Source organism: Pseudomonas defluvii (genome assembly GCF_001695625.1).
In the GTDB taxonomy this organism is placed as follows: Bacteria; Pseudomonadota; Gammaproteobacteria; order Pseudomonadales; family Pseudomonadaceae; genus Aquipseudomonas; species Aquipseudomonas defluvii.
The window spans coordinates 1-19325 of record NZ_MBPN01000062.1 but is presented as its reverse complement, the minus strand read 5'-3'; the positions used below and the strand labels follow the sequence as shown (position 1 = coordinate 19325).

Annotated in this window: 18 protein-coding genes; 7 read left to right on the top strand and 11 right to left on the bottom strand. The window is 58.9% G+C overall.

Annotated features, from left to right (window positions below; genetic code table 11):
- Positions 1–44: 44 nt before the first annotated feature.
- The 4 genes from EKA13_RS16940 to EKA13_RS16925 are packed head-to-tail and all read right to left on the bottom strand — an operon-like array spanning position 45 to position 3645.
- Positions 45–797 (bottom strand): N-formylglutamate amidohydrolase, encoded by a 753-nt coding sequence (locus EKA13_RS16940; protein ID WP_065760499.1) that lies wholly within the window; start codon positions 795–797, stop codon positions 45–47.
- Positions 781–2130, bottom strand: coding sequence for a glutamine synthetase family protein (locus EKA13_RS16935; RefSeq protein WP_065760498.1), 1350 nt, complete (start codon positions 2128–2130; stop codon positions 781–783). Before EKA13_RS16935 ends, EKA13_RS16940 begins: the two co-directional genes overlap by 17 nt.
- A 12-nt stretch (positions 2131–2142) precedes the next feature.
- The gene (locus tag EKA13_RS16930; protein WP_065760497.1) at positions 2143–2784 is read right to left on the bottom strand and encodes a cysteine hydrolase family protein; all 642 of its coding nucleotides are present in this window, start codon (positions 2782–2784) and stop codon (positions 2143–2145) included.
- Positions 2785–2787: 3 nt separating this feature from the next.
- The gene (locus EKA13_RS16925; protein WP_065760496.1) at positions 2788–3645 is read right to left on the bottom strand and encodes a MurR/RpiR family transcriptional regulator; all 858 of its coding nucleotides are present in this window, start codon (positions 3643–3645) and stop codon (positions 2788–2790) included.
- Between the two features lie 206 nt (positions 3646–3851).
- Here EKA13_RS16925 and EKA13_RS16920 point away from each other — a divergent pair, with 206 nt between their 5' ends.
- The gene (locus EKA13_RS16920; protein WP_065760495.1) at positions 3852–4319 is read left to right on the top strand and encodes an Lrp/AsnC family transcriptional regulator; all 468 of its coding nucleotides are present in this window, start codon (positions 3852–3854) and stop codon (positions 4317–4319) included.
- 297 nt (positions 4320–4616) lie between these two features.
- Positions 4617–4868, top strand: coding sequence for a DUF2790 domain-containing protein (locus EKA13_RS16915; protein WP_065760494.1), 252 nt, complete (start codon positions 4617–4619; stop codon positions 4866–4868).
- A 126-nt stretch (positions 4869–4994) separates the two neighbouring features.
- Here the strand turns inward: EKA13_RS16915 and pmrG are convergent, their stop codons facing one another.
- Positions 4995–5648, bottom strand: a complete 654-nt coding sequence (gene pmrG, locus EKA13_RS16910; RefSeq protein WP_176717441.1) for a lipopolysaccharide core heptose(II)-phosphate phosphatase PmrG — start codon at positions 5646–5648, stop codon at positions 4995–4997.
- Between the two features lie 149 nt (positions 5649–5797).
- Positions 5798–7114: a sigma-54 interaction domain-containing protein gene (locus EKA13_RS16905; RefSeq protein WP_065760492.1), complete on the bottom strand. Its 1317-nt coding sequence runs from the start codon at positions 7112–7114 to the stop codon at positions 5798–5800.
- 238 nt (positions 7115–7352) lie between these two features.
- Between EKA13_RS16905 and EKA13_RS16900 the strand changes: the two genes are divergently transcribed.
- Genes EKA13_RS16900 through EKA13_RS16890 form a run of 3 tightly spaced genes read left to right on the top strand, consistent with a single transcriptional unit; the run spans position 7353 to position 10368 of the window.
- Positions 7353–8237, top strand: coding sequence for an MBL fold metallo-hydrolase (locus tag EKA13_RS16900; RefSeq protein WP_065760491.1), 885 nt, complete (start codon positions 7353–7355; stop codon positions 8235–8237).
- 38 nt (positions 8238–8275) lie between these two features.
- The gene (locus tag EKA13_RS16895; protein ID WP_065760490.1) at positions 8276–9553 is read left to right on the top strand and encodes an NAD(P)/FAD-dependent oxidoreductase; all 1278 of its coding nucleotides are present in this window, start codon (positions 8276–8278) and stop codon (positions 9551–9553) included.
- Positions 9550–10368, top strand: a complete 819-nt coding sequence (locus EKA13_RS16890; RefSeq protein ID WP_065760489.1) for a sulfite exporter TauE/SafE family protein — start codon at positions 9550–9552, stop codon at positions 10366–10368. The genes EKA13_RS16895 and EKA13_RS16890 overlap by 4 nt, the downstream gene beginning before the upstream one ends.
- 9 nt (positions 10369–10377) lie before the next feature.
- Here the strand turns inward: EKA13_RS16890 and EKA13_RS16885 are convergent, their stop codons facing one another.
- Entirely contained in the window at positions 10378–11265 is an 888-nt protein-coding gene (locus EKA13_RS16885) for a LysR family transcriptional regulator (RefSeq protein WP_065760488.1), read from the bottom strand.
- Between the two features lie 137 nt (positions 11266–11402).
- Between EKA13_RS16885 and EKA13_RS16880 the strand changes: the two genes are divergently transcribed.
- Together EKA13_RS16880 and EKA13_RS16875 are read left to right on the top strand one after the other, a co-directional pair.
- Complete coding sequence (locus EKA13_RS16880) at positions 11403–13049, top strand: GMC family oxidoreductase (protein ID WP_065760487.1); 1647 nt, start codon at positions 11403–11405, stop codon at positions 13047–13049.
- Between the two features lie 105 nt (positions 13050–13154).
- A complete protein-coding gene (locus tag EKA13_RS16875; protein WP_065760486.1) occupies positions 13155–14777 on the top strand; it encodes an MFS transporter in 1623 nt (540 codons plus the stop codon).
- Positions 14778–14948: 171 nt separating this feature from the next.
- On the opposite strand, the gene EKA13_RS16870 is transcribed toward EKA13_RS16875, so the two are convergent.
- The 4 genes from EKA13_RS16870 to glyQ form a co-directional block, all read right to left on the bottom strand.
- Positions 14949–15719, bottom strand: a complete 771-nt coding sequence (locus EKA13_RS16870) for a lysophospholipid acyltransferase family protein (RefSeq protein ID WP_065760485.1) — start codon at positions 15717–15719, stop codon at positions 14949–14951.
- 108 nt (positions 15720–15827) lie between these two features.
- The gene (gmhB, locus tag EKA13_RS16865; protein WP_065760484.1) at positions 15828–16361 is read right to left on the bottom strand and encodes a D-glycero-beta-D-manno-heptose 1,7-bisphosphate 7-phosphatase; all 534 of its coding nucleotides are present in this window, start codon (positions 16359–16361) and stop codon (positions 15828–15830) included.
- Positions 16362–16364: 3 nt separating this feature from the next.
- Complete coding sequence (glyS, locus tag EKA13_RS16860; RefSeq protein ID WP_065760483.1) at positions 16365–18419, bottom strand: glycine--tRNA ligase subunit beta; 2055 nt, start codon at positions 18417–18419, stop codon at positions 16365–16367.
- Entirely contained in the window at positions 18416–19324 is a 909-nt protein-coding gene (glyQ, locus tag EKA13_RS16855) for a glycine--tRNA ligase subunit alpha (RefSeq protein WP_083199831.1), read from the bottom strand. Before glyQ ends, glyS begins: the two co-directional genes overlap by 4 nt.
- Position 19325: the final 1 nt, after the last annotated feature.

Genomic DNA, 19325 nt, shown 5'->3' with positions numbered 1-19325 from the left:
CTGCAGCGGTCATTGATAGCGCTGGGGCACTGTTATTGTTGTTTTCAAAGCCAAGGGGCGAGGCGATCGGCCCAGGTCGACACGTCTTGCGTCGCTTTCAATTGATCGTTGCGAATCTCGATCAATACGGCGTCCAGGCCGCGTTCATCGCCGTGTATCGGCACGGTCATGTCCTCCATCGGATCGATCCGATAGGGCTCGTTTGCGCCTACCAATACGCCATGCTTGCGCAAGCCGTCGATCAGGCGGTTGGCATATCCGGCTGCATGGCCGAAGAGTACTCCTGCCTCCCAAGGACGGGCTGAGCCGCGATAGACGGGCGTAAAGCTGTGTACCCCAACGATCCGCACGGGCTGTCCGTCGGCGAGGCGTTGATCAATCATCTGCGTAAGGCATTGGTGAAACGGCGCGAACAACTGCGTTTGCCGATAGCGTCGTGTGGTATCGGACAGTTGGAAGTTGCCGGGTATATCGTAAACTTCACTGTGCTCAGGGATGCTGTCCGGCGCTGCCAAGGGGCGGTTCAGATCAATCAGTAGACGTGAATAACCTGCGGCTAGCAGCGGCGCATTCAGTCTCTCCGACAACGCCAATGCCAAGTCCAGCGCTCCTATGTCCCATGCGATATGCTCGCGCGCAGCTGCATTGTCCAGGCCCAGTTGCTGCAACTTAGGTGGGATGTAGCAGCTGGCATGCTCGCAGACCAAGATCACCGGATGATGACTTTCAGGTCGGTAGAGGGTAAATGGGGGGCTTTTATAGAGGCCCACCTCAGTGTTTTCAGTAGAGATTGGCATAGCGCACGCATAGCTCCTCTGCGGACATGTCTTTGGTCAGAGCCAGCTCTTCGCGCTTCATCGCAAAGTAGGTTTGCAGTAGTGGGCCAGGAATTTGCTCGCAGAGTTGTTGGTCATCCGTCAGTAGCTTCAATGCCGATGCTAGGTCTTGTGGTAGTGCGCAAATGCCGCGGATGTTTCGCTCCTCCTCACTCATGCTGTCTGGGTCAATGTCGGTCACTGCGCCCAGAGGCAGCTGTTGCTCGATGCCTAGGCGACCTGCAATCAGCACTGCGGCCATGGCCAAGTGTGGGCTCGCGGTTGCGTCCATTGAGCGGTATTCAAGGTTGAATTGACGTGCTGGGTCACGACCTCCCAAGCGTGTGACCGGGCAAATACGCAAGGCCGCCTCGCGGTTGCGCGAGCCTAGGCAGGCATAGGACGAGCTCCACTGATGGGGCTTGAGCCGTAGGTAGGAAATGGCCGTAGGTGCTGTAATTGCGCAGAGCGCAGGCAGATGACGTAGCACACCAGCGGCCCAATGTTTGGCCAAGGGCGACAGGTCGTTTTCTGCCCCGGACTGATACATCACTGGTGCGCCTTCCAACGTCTGTAGGCTGATGTGCAGGTGCACACCAGTGGTCACGCCACCCACCTGCATGAGTGGCGAGAAGCAGCTACGTAGGCCTGATTGACGGGCGATCTCGCGTGTTACTTCTCGTACTATCACTGCGCGGTCTGCCGCGGCGACACCGTGTATCGGGCGACAAGTAACTTCATACTGGGCGTGGCCGTATTCGGGTAGGAACATCTCAGGCTCAGCGCCTGCCTCGTCCAAGGCATTCATAAGCCAGCCGGGGAAGTTACCCAGGATCCGTTGGGCTTGGAGCGAAAAGGCCGGAGCTGTTGGCTCCTGTGAGGGAAGCCCAAGCAGGTTGAACTCATGTTCGAAGGCAGCCAGTACCTTGAGGCCGAACTGAGCGCGATAACGCTCGATCTCGTCATTCAGCAAGGTGCGTGGGCACACCGGCCAAGGGGTACCGTCAGTTTCCACTAAATTACCCTGGACGAAATCCAGGGGGGGGGCATCTGCATCGGGGCCTGCCGCAACGCGCGCCCTGCTAGCCAAGTCGGGTAGCAGGCGCAGGTCGCCGTGACTACCCCAAGGATTATCACTGGCAATAACATCTTGCGGCGTCAGTGCGCTGTTGGCCGGTACCCAGCCACAACCGGTGGAAAGTTGGTCTTCCAGTTCAGCTTCGGGCAACGATCGGCCACGAGTCATACCAGCCATATCGGTGGTTACTAGGCTGACCAAGTGAAGCGGTGCAAGGCGAGTCTTATTGTTATTCATGGTAAACCTCAGTCAGCGGCAAGCGCGCAGACGTTCGAGCACAGTTGTGGTGTCGGTAATCCAGCAATAGCCCTTGATCGCTTCCAGGCATGCTTGGTGGCGTTCCGGACTGTGAGTGGCACATGCATCCTCGACCAGTGTCACCAAGTAGCCACGGTCAGCCGCATCGCGCACTGCCATGTCCACGCATTGGTCGGTCACTACGCCGCAAACGATCAGATGGCGGGTTCCTAGATTTCGTAGCACGTAGTCAATGGCAGTGGAGTTGAAAACGCCGGACGATGTTTTGGGCAGGACGATTTCATTTTCGTAAGGCGTCAGAGCTGGAATCACTTGCGCTTCCGGGCTGCCTTTGGGCAAGTGCATCTCCGACAGCTTGTGGTCCAGTGAGCGGTCGCGGCCGTCGGCGGTCAGGCTCTCGATTATCGTGTGTAGTACGTTTTCACCCGCTTCACGCATTGCTTCGAGCAGCCGTTGCTGGTTGGGAACAACCTGCTGCTCTAAGCGTGTATAGAAATATCCGGCAGAGATCTTGTCTACGTGAGGATCTAGGCCGGGCTCACACCATGCACGCTGCATGTCGACAAACAGGATAGATGTCTGCCGAGGCGTAAAGGGTAGGTCGCGGGGTGAGTCATGCGGTAAAACAAACATCAGTCATTCCTCCAAGAGATGGCTTCCGAAAGTGGTACGCAGAGCGTCGATACCGCCAAGGCGCTCATCGAGCTGATCGTCCATTCGACTCACTAGGTAGTTCACCAATGCTTCCACCTGGGCCATAGCCGGCACTAGGGTGTCAAACGGTGATAGAGACTCGACGGGTGAGCTGATGATCAGATCTGCGAGCTCGCGCAGTGGCGAGGCATAAATGTCAGTGAACAGCACGAGGCGCACACCTCGAGCCTTGGCCTGCTCTGCCAGGAGCAACGCCTGGCTCTGATAGCGGCGATAGTCAAACAGCAGGAGCAGGTCCTGGCGACCTAGGTCATAGAGCACATCTGCGAGTTGGGCGTTGTCGTCAAGTAGGTGACAGCCAGGGCGCAGCAGACGCAAGTGGGTCACCAGATAACTGGCAAGGAATCTGCTGAACCGACCGCCGTGACAATGGACACGCAGGCGTGTATCGAGCAGCCAGCCGCACAGTATTTCGATATCACCTGACTGTGTCAGACCCTGGGTTTGTTGCAGGTTCTGTGCGGCGTTCTCCAGATAACCGTTCCAAGCGTCGCTTCCGGCCAAGTGTTCACGTCGTTCGACGAGCAAAGTGCGTGGCGAACGCATGCGATCATCCACATCGGCTAGAAGTGCATCCTGAAACTCCCCATAACCGCCAAATCCAAGTTTCTTCACCAGTCGCAGAATGGTTGGATCACTGACGCTGGCGCGTTTAGCGAGGCGAGCCATAGGCCCCAACCCCACACGTGGGTAGTCGTCGAGCAGTGCTCGCACGACCTTGCGCTCCGCAGGTGTGAGCTCGGTCTCAGGTAGGGTCAGGCGTTGTTTGAGTTGTTGCATGTGACCTCCGTATGGCCTAAATTTGTAGATAATATTTCATTTTATGGCAAATACTTTATTTATGTAATTTTTACTACATATCGACAAATCCGTTGCCGTCGGCCCTTTCCGCTCCTTAGTGAAAATTGCTGTTATCGCTCAAATGCCCTATCTGCCAGTCATACGCGCTTGCCAACCTCATTGAAAATCCGACTGCTGAGCACCCTATGTCCGACCTGCATCCCGTAGTCCTTGACGAAATTGACCGTCAACTGATTGCTGCTCTCCAGATCAATGCTCGAGAGAGTGTGACAATGCTCGCTCGACACCTGGGTATCGCACGGACCACTGTGATGTCACGGCTGGTTCGCCTAGAAAAATTCAACGTAATCCGTGGTTACGGCGTTCGACTGGGTCAGCGTGTGATGGATGGCGGGTTGCAGGCTTATGTTGGTATCACCGTGAAGCCTCGTAGCGGTAAGGAGGTGCTGCGGCGCCTTACCTGCATGGCCGAGGTGCAACTGCTTTGCGCGGTGAGCGGAGAGTTTGACTATGTCGCCTGGCTGCGAGCCGATTCGCCGGAGCGGCTGGATGAAATGCTGGACCTGATTGGCAGTGTCGACGGGCTGGAGAAGACCACTACCTCGATAATCCTTAGTTGCAAACTGGATCGCGGACAGCCTCTTGCACCGTAATCTGGATGCACTGTGATCCCGTCGCAGACGAACTACTGTGGACGCACAAAATATGCTTGCTGAGTGAGTGGGATTCGACCTCAAGCGATTGTTCCATTTCGCTAAAGAATGCTTTGCCAACATTGGCATTTATCTAAATTTTCAGCGGAATAGACTGTACACAGCTTCCAAACAAAGCCGCGAAACGCAGAATCCAAAGGGTGTAAGCAAACGACCCTGCCACGTTTCGCAGAGCCTTCAGCCTTACCGATTCCGACTGAAGACGTAGATCGTTTGCATCGTTGGGACACTGTAAAAATGAAACTGTTTACCGCTCTGGTTACCACTGCTTGTGTAATGATCGGCACTCAAATGGCATTCGCTGCCGAAGCACCTGCAGTAGAGCAATACACGTACGGTAGCCACCCTGATATTGCCCACGTGATCCACCAGGATCGTATCCCTGATGTGTGTGGTGTGGTGCAGATGAAAATGACCTACGAAGACCACCAGGGCCAGGTACACACCATGCAGTACGCTGCAATGGGTAACGGTTGCTTTGACAACTAATTGAGTCCCCCGCAAACCCTGAGTTGTTTGCGTACAAGCAGGATCATAAAACGCCCCGGTTCAAGGGGCGTTTTTTACTTCGTCAGGAAAACCAAAACGTCTTCAGGTGTGCAGCGATGACGGCTATTACTTCTGGCTCATCCATTCGGTATTAAAGTCTCGCGAGTAAAAGAAACCCAGCGCCCGTGGCTTTTTGTCGCCCTGACCCAGGACGATGAACAGTGACGAGGCATAGGGTGGCTTTTCAGGGGCATGCACATTCAAGTGCTTTTCTATCTCCCGAATGCAATCGCTATGTGTAACCAGAATCAGGTTGTGTCCCGGGCGCTTAGTTTCAAGCGCGGTCTTAAGCATGATGCCTTTGCAGGCGGCTAGCCACTGCTGCGGCTCGACATCATGGTTAAACATGAAGTTCGCGGTTTGCCGGGTTCTTGTCAGGGGGCTGGTAAAGATATCAGCCTGGTCCAGGCCGAGTGTTTGATAATGCTCGCCCAACTTTACGGCGATGTCTTTGCCGCGCTTGGTGATGCCATCAGCGGCATCCAGGCACGGCGCACTGGACAGGTCGCAGCGTTCCGCATGGCGAATCACGACAATTGCGTCACCACTGGCCCATGCCGATTTTAGCGGGGCCAGTTGTGCAGCGCTGCTCTGGGCAAGATTGGTCAGCCGAGGTGTTCTGAATAGAAAGTAGGAGCCGACAATTAAGAGCACGACTGCAAGTACAGTGATAAGCACGTTTCTTGCGCGCTGGTTCGACCCTGTGAAAGACAACGACATAAAGCGGGACCCCATCAAGAGCTAGGCAGATTCAGCCAAGATCTTGCCCGAGGGACCGTGAAGAAACTGTTGTCTCGGCAACTGAAAATCAAGGAATGGTGTTATTGATTTTCTCGGACAGGGTTAAGGGCCGGCATGCCCGGCGCGGCTCACAGCCCCAACTCGCGCAAGCGCCGATACAGCGTTCGCTCACTCATTCCCAACTGTTGGGCCAATTCACTGCGCGAACCTTCAAAGGCTTGGAGTGCTTGTGCCAGTTGGCCAAGGTGATCCTTTTTTCGTCGCTGCGATTGCCCTGCCGTGGCATTGTCATGCTTCACATCGTCGGGTAAGTGCTCTGCCCTGATGAGGCCATCGTCGGCAAACAAGCGAGCGCGTTCGAGGATGTTTCTCAGCTCGCGAATGTTCCCCGGGTAGGTGTGCAGGCTGAGCCAGCGCATGGCCTGCGGATCTACCCGCGGTGCCTGAGCGCCGGCCATGCGTTGCAACAGGCTGTCGATCAACAGCGGCAGGTCTTCGACCCGCTCGCGCAATGACGGCAGGCGGATCGGAAAGGCACTGATCCGGTAGTAGAGGTCTTCACGGAAGGTGCCGTTGGCAACCATTTCCTTGAGGGGTTTGTGGGTGGCCGAGATCAGGCGGAAGTCCGAGTGAACAGTACGCAGGCTGCCCACCGGGCGGAAGCTGCCCGACTCGATCAGACGCAACAGCTTCACTTGCATTGCCAGTGGTACTTCACCGATCTCATCGAGAAACAGGGTACCGCCATGTGCGGCTTCCGCCAGACCGATCTTGCGTTGCAGAGCGCCGGTAAAGGCGCCCTTTTCATAGCCGAACAGCTCGCTTTCGAATAGTGATTCGGTCAGGCCGGTGCAGTCAACGACCACCAGCGGACCGTTGGCGCGTGGGCCACTCAGATGCAGCGCACGGGCGAACAGCTCTTTGCCCGTGCCGGACTCACCTTGCAGCAGTACTGGAATCTGTGACGGTGCCGCACGTTGCAGGCTGGCCAGTGCCTGCTTGAACGCTGGCGCCCGGCCAACCAGGCCATGTTGCTGGGGTTGAGCCGAGGCCACGGTGATGCTGGTCAGGCGCTCGACGAACGCGACCACCTCACCCTGCTCATCGAGTATCGGCCGTAGCTCCACATCAACATGTTCCGGACCACGCGGCGTGTGGTGAATATGCAGCATCCGCTCGGGCACACGGCTTTCTCTCGCCTTGCGCATCGGGCAATGCTCGCCGGCCTGATCGCAGGGTACGGCGTAGTGATGGGAGACCTGGTGGCACTTCGCGCCAAGGGTTGATTGGCCTTCTACGCCGAACTGACGTTGGTACGCACTGTTGGCAGCAAGAATGTTGTAGTGGGTATCGAGCACGATGGTGGGCTGAGGGTCATGTTCGAGGTATGACACCAGCGCCTGAACGGCGGGGATCTTCGGGGCAACGGTAATCAACTGGGACATGGCGACACCTGGGCAATCACACCAAGAGCTTACCCGAAGGCGACGAAGACTGCCAAAAACTGCCAGGTACTGCCACATCACTGCCAAATGGCGCGGCAGTCTGTTCGCTGAGGTACAGCCGGGCCCTTTAAACGTTGGGGCTACGCCTTTCCCGACCGATGGCACATATCTTGATGACAGCCTTGCGACTGCCAGCTATGCCTTACGTTGGCATCAATGGATTTATCGGGAGAAGGTCATGATCATTGGCGGCAACCTGTATGTGGAAGCACTGTTCGACAGCGCGACCTGGACCATCAGTTATCTGGTGATGGATCGCGACAGCGGACACTGTGCACTGATCGACAGTGTGCTGGACTACGATCCCAAGTCTGGTCGTACCGATACGTGCTCGGCGGACAAACTGATTGCACGGGTGACCGAGTTGGGCGCCAAGGTGCAATGGATTCTGGAAACCCATGTGCATGCTGATCACCTGTCGGCGGCGGCGTACCTGAAAGAGAAGCTCGGTGGGCAGGTCGCCATTGGCAGCCATATCACCCAAGTGCAGAAAGTCTTCGGTGCGCTGTTCAATGCCGATAGTCGATTCGCCCGTGACGGCAGTCAGTTCGACGTGCTCTTTGAGGACGGTAGCGAATTCCTGATTGGCGGCTTGCGTGCGCGGGCCATGCATACCCCAGGTCATACCCCGGCCTGCATGACGTATATCGTTGAAGCGGGCGGTGAAATCGCAGCGTTCGTCGGCGATACCTTGTTCATGCCTGACTACGGCACTGCGCGGTGTGATTTCCCCGGTGCAGACGCAGGCACGTTGTACCGCTCGATCAAACGCATCCTTGCCCTGCCCGACCATACCCGGCTGTTCATGTGCCACGACTACCTGCCAGGCGGTCGCGAGCTGCGTTACATGACCACGGTCGCCGAGCAGCGGGAGAACAACATTCATGTGCATGCAGGTATCAGCGAAGAGGCGTTCGTGGCGATGCGCAAAGCCCGCGACGCGACGCTGGAGATGCCGGTGCTGATCCTGCCCTCGGTGCAGGTCAACATGCGCAGCGGTCAGTTGCCCGAGCCTGAAGACAACGGCGTGCGCTACTTGAAGATCCCGCTCAACGCCATCTGATTCCGGCGCGACAGAATTATTATTTAGGAAACACTGCCATGCTTGCTCAATCATCTTCAACGTCGCCCGCCTGTGCGCACCACAAAGTCCTGATCATCGGTGCCGGCGCAGCAGGCCTTGCCACTGCCTCCAGCCTGATGGCACGCGATTCGTCCCTCGATGTGGCAATCATTGATCCGGCCGAGGTTCATTACTACCAACCTGGCTGGACGCTGGTCGGTGCTGGCGTGTTCCAGCCCAAGAGCACGGTGCGTAGTATGGCCTCGGCTATTCCCAAGGGAGTGACCTGGATCAAGGGTGCCGCACAGTTCTTCGACCCTCAGGCGCAGACGGTGCAGTTGGAGGATGGTCGGCTGATCAGTTATGCACAACTGGTTGTCTGTCCGGGCCTCAAGCTTGACTGGGATGCGATTGAAGGCCTGAGTGAAACCTTGGGGCGCAATGGTGTGACCTCCAACTACCGTTATGACCTGGCGCCTTACACCTGGCAGCTGGTTCAGCAGTTGGAGAAAGGCAAGGCCCTGTTCACCCAGCCACCGATGCCGATCAAGTGCGCTGGCGCACCGCAGAAGGCCCTGTACCTGTCGTGCGATCATTGGTTGCGCAGCGGCCGTCTGGACAATATCCAGGCACGGTTCTTCAATGCCGGCGCGGTGTTGTTCGGGGTGGCCGACTACGTGCCTGCGCTGATGGAGTACATCGACAAGTATGCGGTCGATCTGAACTACGCCCATCGTCTGGTAGCGGTGGATGGGCCGGCGAAGCAGGCAACCTTTGTGCGTTCCCTGCCTGACGGCAGCAGCGAAACCCTGGTGCAGCCATTCGATATGCTGCATGTGGTGCCCCCGCAAGTGCCGCCGACGTTCATACGTAACAGCCCCTTGTCGGACGCAGCGGGTTGGATCGATGTCGATCCGGCAACCCTGCGCCACCGTCGTTTTGCCAATATCCATGGCCTTGGCGATGCCACCAACACCACGAATGCCAAGACCGCCGCCGCTGCGCGCAAGCAGGCCCCTGTGGTTGCCAATAACGTACTGGTCGCGTTGGGGCGCCTGGCGGATGTCGTGCACTACGACGGATACGGTTCCTGCCCGTTGACCGTGGAGCGCGGCAAGATCGTGTTGGCCGAGTTCACCTATGGCGGCAAGGTTGCCCCAAGCTTCCCTCGTTGGCTGCTTGATGGGCGTAAGCCGACCCGTCTGGCCTGGCTGTTGAAGGAGCGTATCCTGCCGCCGCTGTACTGGCGTTGCATGCTCAAAGGCCGTGAGTGGATGGCCAAGCCGTTACCCGCACCACGTGAGGCCCATCAGTGATCGAGCATGAATTTCTGGGGGCCGGGCTGGGCGCGGTCATTGGGGCCATTCTTGCGCTGACCGGTGCTGGCGGTGGCATTCTTGCCGTGCCGCTTCTGGTGTTCGGTTTGGGCTTGTCGATGGCCGAAGCTGCGCCCGTTGGCTTGCTGGCGGTGGGCCTGGCCGCAGGCGTTGGTGCAGTGCTGGGTTTGCGTCAGGGCGTGGTGCGCTACCGTGCAGCGCTGTTCGTTGCCTCGCTGGGGTTGCTCACGGCGCCACTGGGCTTGCTGTTGGCGCATCGGCTGCCCAACGCGCCGTTGGCGTTGGCCTTTGCCGTGGTGCTGATCTATGTCTGCGTGCGGATGTTGCTCAAGGCGCGGCATGAACTGAAAGGGGGGTGTGGATCGCTGCCGCGTGATGTTCAGCCCTGTGTCCTGAACCCTCTGCAGGGGCGCCTGCGGTGGACGTTGCCCTGTGCCCGTGCGCTGGCCTTCACGGGCCTGCTCTCCGGGCTGCTGTCGGGTTTGCTGGGGGTGGGCGGTGGCTTTGTAATCATTCCGGCCTTGACCCGCTACACCAACCTGGAGATGAGGAGCATTGTCGCCACTTCACTGGCGGTGATTGCCCTGGTGTCTGTTGGCAGTGTGGTGAGTGCCAGCCTGGGCGGTGTGATGCATTGGAGCGTTGGCCTGCCCTTTGCCATTGGCGCGGTGGTCGGTTTGGTCATCGTCCGGCAGTTTGCACACAAAGTCGCCGGGCCTCGACTTCAGCAGGTGTTTGCTCTGGTCGGCATTGCCGCCGCCCTGCTGCTCATGGTCAAGACCCTGGGCGCCTGATACGGCGCCCTACTCGGCCAGCAAGGCGCTCTGCTCTTCGGCGCAGAGTGCCAGCAGGTAGTCCCAAACCACTCTCAAGCGTACCGACTTGTGCAGCTCGCGACGGGTGCAGATCCAGTAACTGCGCTGGATGGTTTCGCTGGGCAGCACGCGTACCAGCCCCGGGTCGTGACGGGCCATGTAGTTGGGCAGCACAGCGATACCCAACCCCGCCCGTGCAGCTTGATGTTGAGCGATCACACTGGTGCTGCGGAAAACCACATTCGGAGCTCGACAGAAGCTGTTGAGAAACAGCAGCTCCTGGCTGAACAGCAGGTCGTCTACATAACCAATCCAGTTATGCCGAGCCAGGTCTTCGCGGCAGTTCAAAAGCGGCGCCTGTGCCAGGTAATCAGGGCTGGCATACAGAGCCAGGCGGTAATCAGTGAGCTTGCGGGTGATCAGCAGGTCGGCATTGGGGCGTTCCAGATGAATGCTGATTTCGGCTTCGCGGTTGAGGATGCTGACGAAGCGTGGCACGGCCACCAACTCCACCTCCAGCCCCGGATAGCGCTCGAACAGGCCAGCCATACGTGGGGTGAAGAACATGATGCCGATGCCTTCGGTGACGCCCAGGCGAATCTTGCCCAGCGGCGTCATGGCCTGGGTAATTTCTTCCTGGGCCAGCAGGGCAACGTTTTCCATGGCTTCGGCGTGCTTGAGCAGGGCCTGGCCGGACGGGGTCAGTTCGTAGCCTTGGGCATGCTGTACGAACAAGGGGGTGCCCAGGCTTTGTTCGATGCTTTCAATATGCCGGGCCACCGTGCTGTGGGTAGTGTTGAGGCGCTTGGCGGCGGTCAGTAGCCGGCCACTGCGCTGCAACTCGAGAAAAAACCGCAGATCATTCCAGTCGAACATGCTTTTCCTTGTGAATCAGGTATTCACGTGCGTTGTTCTAAAACGCACAGCACTTGAGCGAAATCTAACGTTTTCATCGCGAAATTAATCAATAACATGGACCGGGACAAGAATAATAAATAGGCGCGAGGTCCCTCATGGCATCAGCCGATCATTCCTACGACTATGTCATCGTCGGCGCTGGCCCTGCCGGCTGTCTCCTGGCCAATCGGCTTTCTGCCGATCCGGGTTGCCGGGTGCTGCTGCTGGAAGCAGGGGGGCGCGATAACTATCCGTGGATTCACATCCCTGTCGGTTACCTCTATTGCATTGGTAACCCGCGCACCGACTGGTGCTTCAAGACCCAGGCTCAACCCGGTTTGCAAGGCCGCAGCTTGGGCTATCCACGGGGCAAGGTGCTGGGCGGCTGTTCCTCGATCAACGGCATGATCTACATGCGTGGCCAGGCTCAGGACTATGACCGCTGGGCAGAGGCAGGCAACCCCGGCTGGGCCTGGAAGGATGTCTTGCCACTGTTCAAAACCAGCGAAAAGCATTTTGCCGGTGCCAGCGACGTGCATGGTGCTGACGGTGAGTGGCGAGTCGAGCAACAGCGTTATTCCTGGGCGATTCTCGACGCGTTTCGCGAAGCGGCGGCCCAGAGCGGCATTGCCAGCGTGAGTGATTTCAACGGCGGCGATAACCAGGGTTGTGGATATTTTCAGGTCAACCAGCGCTCCGGTGTGCGTTGGAATGCATCAAAAGCTTTTCTGCGGCCGGTTCAGGCGCGGGCCAATCTGACCGTACTGACCGATGTTCTGGTCGACAACCTGGTACTGGAAGACGGGCGTGCCACGGCAGTCAATGCTCGTTGGCAGGGCAACTGGCAACGCTTTACGGCGCGCCGAGAGATCGTTCTGTGTGCTGGTGCGGTTGGCTCTCCAGGCATTCTCCAACGTTCCGGCATCGGTCCACGACTTCTTCTTGAGCGCTTGGGCATCGCTGTACGGCACGAACTTCCAGGGGTTGGCGGCAACCTGCAGGATCACCTGCAGTTACGCCTGATCTACCAGGTCAGCAATGTCCGAACCCTGAATCAGGTCGCCAACAGCCTGTGGGGCAAGGTCGGCATGGGCTTGCGCTACCTGTACGACCGTAGCGGGCCATTGGCGATGGCGCCGAGCCAATTGGGGGCCTTCGTGCGCTCCGGGCCGGAGCAGGCCAGCGCCAACCTGCAGTATCACGTGCAGCCGTTGTCACTGGAGCGTTTTGGTGAGCCGCTGCATCGCTTCCCGGCCTTCACTGCATCGGTCTGTAACCTGCGCCCGGCCAGCCGTGGCCGGGTCGACATCGGTTCGGCAGATCCAGCAGCCGCACCAACCATCGATCCCAATTACCTCAGTGACCCGCAGGACCTAAAGGTTGCCGCCCAGGCCATCCGCCTCACCCGGCAGATCGTGCAGGCACCTGCCCTGGCGCCTTTCCAGCCGCGGGAATACCTGCCGGGTTCGGCGCTGCAGACCGAGGAACAGCTGTACGAAGCGGCCGGCAAGATCGGTACCACCATCTTCCATCCGGTCGGTACGTGTCGTATGGGCAGCGGGCCGCTGGATGTAGTGGATGCTCAATTGCGTGTACACGGCGTATCCGGCCTGCGTATCGCCGATGCGTCGATCATGCCGCAGATTGTCTCGGGCAATACCTGCTCGCCGACCCTGATGATCGCCGAGAAGGCGGCACAGCTGATACTCAACAATGCGGCAAGCCCAAGGGGGACCGTTACAGCGGCAGTCGTTACACCCTGATCTGACAGGGTGATGTGGTAAACGGAGCGCCGGATGCAGTCGCCCGGCACCGACAGTGGAACAACAACAATAATCACTGTGGCCTCAAGGCCGAGGACAACAACGATGTCGGACTACATCCAAGAGCGTGGCGCGGCAACGGTGGTGAATAGCCGCCGGGAAGAACGCAAGATCATCTTTGCGTCATCCCTCGGGACGGTTTTCGAGTGGTATGACTTTTTCCTCTATGGCGCCCTGGCGGCCGTCATCAGCAAGCAGTTCTTTGCCGGGGTCAACGACACCACAGCCTTTATCTTCGCCTTGATGGCCTTTGCTGCCGGTTTCCTGGTACGCCCATTCGGGGCGCTGGTATTCGGCCGCCTGGGTGACATGATCGGGCGCAAGTACACCTTTCTGGTGACCATTGTGCTGATGGGCCTGTCGACCTTTGCCGTGGGCTTGTTGCCGACCTATGCGAGCATTGGCATTGCCGCACCGATCATTCTGGTGGTGTTGCGCATGCTTCAGGGGTTGGCGCTTGGTGGTGAGTATGGCGGCGCCGCGACCTATGTTGCCGAGCATGCCCCGCCCGGCAAGCGTGGCTTCCATACCGGTTTCATCCAGTCCACAGCCACCCTGGGGTTGCTGCTGTCCCTGCTGGTGGTGTTGGCCAGCCGTTACGTCAGTGGTGATCAGTTCGAAGTCTGGGGCTGGCGCCTGCCGTTCCTGCTGTCTATTGTGCTGCTGGCGATCTCCACCTGGATTCGCATGAGCATGCACGAATCGCCGGCCTTCGTGAAAATGAAGGCTCAGGGTAAAACCAGCCGTGCGCCGATTCGTGAGTCCTTCGGCTCCTGGGAAAACCTCAAGGTGGTCTTCACCGCGCTGTTCAGTATCAATGCCGGGCAGGCCGTGACGTTCTACACCGCGCAGTTCTACGTGCTGTTTTTCCTGACCCAGATGCTCAAGATGGACCCTGGCCAGGCCAACACCTTGTTGATCATCAGCGTGGTCATCGGTGCGCCGTTCTTCGTCTTCTTCGGCTGGCTGTCGGACCGGGTCGGGCGCAAGCCGATCCTGATGACAGGCCTGCTGTTGGCCACCCTGCTCTACTTTCCGTTGTTCAAAGCCCTGAGCCATTACGCCAACCCGCAGATCGACGCAGCCAGCCGCCAGGCGCCGATTGTGGTCATTGCCGATCCACAAGGCTGTACCTTCCAGTTCGATCCGGTGGGCAAGGCGCGTTTCGACAGCCAATGCGACAAGGTCAAGACGTTCCTGGTCAAGCAGGGCCTGCCTTACAGTTCCGAGACGGCAGCCGCTGGCAGCCCTGTGGTCGTGTCCATTGGCGATCAGCAAATCAGTGGTTTCGATGAAGCGGCGATGCGTGCAGCCATCGACAAGGCGGGTTACCCAGCCAAGGCAGATGCGGCCTCGGTGAACCAGCCGATGGTGGTTTTGCTGATCGTGGTGATGATCCTGATTGCGACCATGACCTATGGCCCGCTGGCGGCGGTGATGGTCGAGCTGTTCCCGACCCGCATTCGCTACACCTCGATGTCGCTGCCCTACCACATTGGCAACGGTTGGTTTGGTGGCTTCCTGCCGACGGTGTCATTCGCCTTGGTGGTGTACACCGGCGATATCTTCTACGGCCTCTGGTACCCGGTGTTGATTACCGGCATCAGCCTGGTGGTGGGGCTGTTCTGCTTGAAAGAAACCCGCGACGTGGACATCGACAAGGTCTGATCTGATGGCATAAAAAAAACCGGCGTAAACGCCGGTTTTTTTATGCCGTGAAAAAACTTATGCACGATTTTCAGAAAACAGTCATACAGAGAAATAAGTATTTAAATTAAGCACTTAGCTCATCGTAGTGGTGATTTATCAAAATACTGTACACAAGTTATCCACAGATCGTCAGTGTGTGCTCTGGGCTTCATTTTGCGCCACGGGCGGCAGGGAGCCCATGTCGCGTTGGGTCTGCTCGTTCCAGGCTGCTGCGCGGTCATTGAGCTCGGCGATAGCCCGTGGCCCGGTGCCTTCGGCCCACATTGGCGCACCGATGACGACCTCGATGGTGCCGGGCAATTTACCCCAGCCTTCCTTGGGCCAGTACTTGCCAGCGTTGTGGGCGATCGGCAGCACCGGCAGCCCGGCATTTACCGCCAAGGCGGTACCGCCACGGGAGAACTTGCCGATGGTGCCAAATGGCACACGGGTGCCTTCCGGGAAAATCAGAACCCAGATGTTTTGCTTGAGCAGCTTGTCCCCTTCGCTGGCGACCTGTTTCAACGCGGCCTTGGGGTTGTCGCGATCAATGGCAATGGGCTTGAGCATGGCCATCGCCCAGCCAAAGAACGGTACATAAAGCAGTTCGCGCTTGAGCACCTGGCTCAAGGGCTGGAAATAGGCGGAGAGGAAAAAGGTCTCCCAGGTGCTCTGGTGATTGGAAAGAATCACACAGGGCTGTTCAGGAATGTTCTCAGCCCCGGTTACCTTGAACCGTATACCGAGAAAAACCCGAACCAGAAGCAGTGCGAAACGGCACCAATACACGTTGATGAAACGGTATCGGGCGCGGAACGACAGGAACGGCGCAATAAAAAAGCTCAGGGTGCACCAGAGCAAGGAGCTGGTACCCAACAGCAGGTAAAAAAGAAAGATTCTGATCGCCTGCAGGATCGACATAGCGGCATGTACCGTTGCGGGCTCGCCCGCCTGTTGGAGTGCACCGGGGGAACGCTCGTCGCAGAACCACTACTGCGGCCCTGGAGGCGACGAATATTCGGCGGCGCTCTACGTGTGGATAAGTGCTCTGGCGACGGCCGCCAGATCCTCGAAAACCAAGGTGCCTGCTGGTAGCCCTTTGCTCAGGGTCCGTTCACCCTTCCCGGTTTTTACCAGAACGGGTTGTGCATCGACGGCCAGCGCAGCTTCCAAGTCACCCTTGCTGTCACCGACAAACCAAAGTCCGGCCAATTCCACGGCATAGTGCGCAGCAATGGTCTTGAGCATACCCGGCTTCGGCTTGCGACAATCGCAACCGTCATCCGGGCCGTGCGGACAATGGACTATCAGGCCGACCTCGCCACCCTGCTCGGCCACCAGGCCGCGCAAGCGTTCATGCATGGCGTCGAGGGTGGCCGTGGGGTAGTAGCCGCGTGCGATGCCGGACTGGTTGGTGGCGACTGCCACCGTCCAGCCGGCTTTGCTCAACTGCGCGATCGCTTCGATCGAGCCGGGGATCGGTATCCACTCCTCCACCGACTTGATGTACGCGTCGGAGTCCTCGTTGATCACCCCGTCCCGATCGATAATCAGCAGTTTCAAGGCTTACCCCAGCAGCGAGATGTCAGCTACGCCCAGGAACAGACCGCGCAGGCGGCTGAGCAAGGCATAACGGTTGGCCCGCACTTTGGCGTCTTCGGCGTTGACCATCACTGCCTCGAAGAAGGCATCGACCGGTTCACGCAGGGCTGCCAGACGTGCCAGCGACTCGCTGTACTGACGCGCTGCGGCCATTGGCTGCACCGCTTGATCGGCTTGCTGAATCGCCGAGTACAGGGAGAACTCGTTGGCGTTGTCGAAGTACTTCGGCTCGACGTGGTGGGCAACCGTGCCTTCGGCTTTGCTCAGCAGGTTGGAAACCCGCTTGTTCACGGCGGCCAGGGCTTCGGCTTCCGGCAGCTTGCGGAAGGCCTGAACGGCTTGCACGCGCTGGTCGAAGTCCAGTGCGGAACCGGGCTTCAATGCACGGACCGACAGGTAGGTGGCGACGTCGATGCCTTCGTCTTCGTAACGTGCACGCAGGCGGTCGAAGATGAACTCCAGCACCTGATCGGCCAGGCCAGCGGCTTTGACCGTGTGGCCGAACTGGGCCACGGCGAAGGCCACGGCATCGTTCAGGTCCAGGTCCAGCTGCTTCTCGATCAGGATACGCAGCACACCCAGCGCGGCACGGCGCAGGGCATAGGGGTCCTTGCTGCCGGTTGGCAGCATGCCGATGCCAAAGATACCGACCAAAGTGTCGAGCTTGTCGGCGATGGCCACGGCTGCGCCGGTCAGGGTCGACGGCAACTCGGCACCTGCGCCGCGCGGCATGTACTGTTCGTTCAGGGCCAGGGCGACATCTTCCGGCTCACCGTCGTTCAGTGCGTAGTAGTAACCGGCCACGCCTTGCATCTCGGGGAACTCGCCGACCATCTCGGTGGCCAGGTCGCACTTGGACAGCAAACCAGCACGGGCGGCACGCTTGGCATCGCCGCCGATATGCGGAGCGATGAAGGCGGCCAGCTTGGCGACGCGCTCGGCTTTGTCGAAGACACTGCCCAGCTGGGCCTGGAAGACGACGTTCTGCAGGCGCAGGTTGAAGCTTTCCAGGGACTGCTTCTTGTCTTGCTTGAAGAAGAACTCGGCGTCGGTCAGGCGTGGGCGCACGACTTTCTCGTTACCCTGGATGATCTGCTTCGGATCACGGCTCTCGACGTTGGCCACGGTGATGAAGCGCGGCAGCAGCTTGCCGTCGATGTCCAGCAGGCAGAAGTACTTCTGGTTGTCCTGCATGGTGGTGATCAGGGCTTCCTGTGGCACTTCGAGGAAGCGTTCCTCGAACGAGCAGACCAGCGGCACAGGCCATTCAACCAGCGCGGTCACTTCGTCGAGCAGTGCCGGTGGCACGATCGCGGTGCCTTCCTGTTGCATCGCCAGCTCAGCGGTACGTTTGCTGATCAGCTCACGGCGCTCGGCGAAGTCGGCCAGTACGTAGGCCTTGCGCAGGTCTTCCTGGTAGCTGGCCGGCGAGCTGATGCGTACGTTTTCCGGGTGGTGGAAACGGTGGCCTCGGGATTCACGGCCGGCTTTCTGGGCAAGGATGGTGCAATCGACCACTTCATCGCCCAGCAGCATGACCAGCCACTGGGTTGGACGGACGAACTCTTCCTTGCGCGCGCCCCAACGCATGCGCTTGGGAATCGGCAGGTCGTTCAGCGAGTCTTCAACGATGGTCGGCAGCAGGCTGGCGGTGGCCTTGCCCGGAATGTGCTGGGAGAAGCGCAGCTTGGCGCCGCTCTGGTCGATTTGCGCCAGCTCTACGCCGCACTTCTTGGCGAAGCCCAGGGCCGCCTGGGTCGGGTTGCCTTCGGCATCGAACGCGGCCTGGCGCGGTGGGCCATCGACATTGATGCTGCGGTCAGGCTGCTGGGTATCGAGTTGACGGATCAATACCGCCAGGCGACGTGGCGCGGCGAACACGACCTTGTCGCTGTAGTTCAGGCCGGCAGCTTGCAGGCCTTTTTCGATACCGGCGAGGAAAGCGTCGCCCAGGGCGCTCAGGGCCTTGGGTGGCAGTTCTTCGGTGCCCAGTTCAACCAGGAAATCTTGAGCACTCATTGTGCAGCCTCCAGCTTAGCCAACACTTCATCACGCAATTCAGGGGATGCCATCGGGAAGCCCAGCTTGGCGCGGGCTTGCAGGTAGCTTTGTGCCACGGCCCGGGCCAGGGTCCGTACACGCAGGATGTAACGCTGACGCTCGGTTACCGAGATGGCGCGGCGGGCGTCGAGCAGGTTGAAGGTATGCGATGCCTTGAGAACCATTTCATAGGTTGGCAGCGGCAGTTCCAGCTCGATCAGGCGGTTGGCTTCGCTTTCGTAGAAGTCGAACAGCTCGAACAGCTTCTCGACGTTGGCGTGTTCGAAGTTGTAGGTCGACTGCTCCACTTCGTTCTGATGGAACACGTCGCCGTAGGTCACCTTGCCGAACGGGCCGTCGGTCCAGACCAGGTCGTAGACCGAGTCGACACCCTGCAGGTACATCGCCAGACGTTCCAGGCCATAGGTGATCTCACCGGTGACCGGGAAGCACTCGATACCGCCCACTTGCTGGAAGTAGGTGAACTGGGTGACTTCCATGCCGTTGAGCCAGATTTCCCAGCCCAGACCCCAGGCGCCGAGGGTCGGCGATTCCCAGTTGTCTTCAACGAAGCGAATGTCGTGGACCAGTGGGTCAAGACCGATGGCCTTCAGCGAGCCCAGGTACAGTTCCTGGAAGTTCGCCGGGTTCGGCTTGAGCACCACCTGGAATTGGTAGTAGTGCTGCAGGCGGTTAGGGTTTTCGCCATAACGGCCGTCAGCCGGGCGACGGCTTGGCTGTACATAGGCGGCGTTCCAGGTTTCCGGGCCGACGGCGCGCAGGAACGTGGCGGTATGGAAAGTGCCGGCGCCTACTTCCATATCGTAGGGCTGAAGTACCACACAACCTTGCTCGGCCCAGTAGTTCTGCAGGGCGAGAATCAAG

Excerpts from the sequence above, each read along its gene's own strand:
- pmrG (WP_176717441.1), bottom strand. The coding sequence starts at position 5,648 with ATGTCGTTGTCTTTCACAGGGTCGAACCAGCGCGCAAGAAACGTGCTT.
- EKA13_RS16870 (WP_065760485.1), bottom strand. The coding sequence starts at position 15,719 with ATGTCGATCCTGCAGGCGATCAGAATCTTTCTTTTTTACCTGCTGTTG.
- EKA13_RS16905 (WP_065760492.1), bottom strand. The coding sequence starts at position 7,114 with ATGTCCCAGTTGATTACCGTTGCCCCGAAGATCCCCGCCGTTCAGGCG.
- EKA13_RS16925 (WP_065760496.1), bottom strand. The coding sequence starts at position 3,645 with ATGCAACAACTCAAACAACGCCTGACCCTACCTGAGACCGAGCTCACA.
- EKA13_RS16920 (WP_065760495.1), top strand. The coding sequence starts at position 3,852 with ATGTCCGACCTGCATCCCGTAGTCCTTGACGAAATTGACCGTCAACTG.
- EKA13_RS16880 (WP_065760487.1), top strand. The coding sequence starts at position 11,403 with ATGGCATCAGCCGATCATTCCTACGACTATGTCATCGTCGGCGCTGGC.
- glyS (WP_065760483.1), bottom strand. The coding sequence starts at position 18,419 with ATGAGTGCTCAAGATTTCCTGGTTGAACTGGGCACCGAAGAACTGCCA.
- EKA13_RS16885 (WP_065760488.1), bottom strand. The coding sequence starts at position 11,265 with ATGTTCGACTGGAATGATCTGCGGTTTTTTCTCGAGTTGCAGCGCAGT.
- EKA13_RS16895 (WP_065760490.1), top strand. The coding sequence starts at position 8,276 with ATGCTTGCTCAATCATCTTCAACGTCGCCCGCCTGTGCGCACCACAAA.
- EKA13_RS16875 (WP_065760486.1), top strand. The coding sequence starts at position 13,155 with ATGTCGGACTACATCCAAGAGCGTGGCGCGGCAACGGTGGTGAATAGC.
- EKA13_RS16915 (WP_065760494.1), top strand. The coding sequence starts at position 4,617 with ATGAAACTGTTTACCGCTCTGGTTACCACTGCTTGTGTAATGATCGGC.
- EKA13_RS16940 (WP_065760499.1), bottom strand. The coding sequence starts at position 797 with ATGCCAATCTCTACTGAAAACACTGAGGTGGGCCTCTATAAAAGCCCC.
- EKA13_RS16935 (WP_065760498.1), bottom strand. The coding sequence starts at position 2,130 with ATGAATAACAATAAGACTCGCCTTGCACCGCTTCACTTGGTCAGCCTA.
- EKA13_RS16930 (WP_065760497.1), bottom strand. The coding sequence starts at position 2,784 with ATGTTTGTTTTACCGCATGACTCACCCCGCGACCTACCCTTTACGCCT.
- EKA13_RS16900 (WP_065760491.1), top strand. The coding sequence starts at position 7,353 with ATGATCATTGGCGGCAACCTGTATGTGGAAGCACTGTTCGACAGCGCG.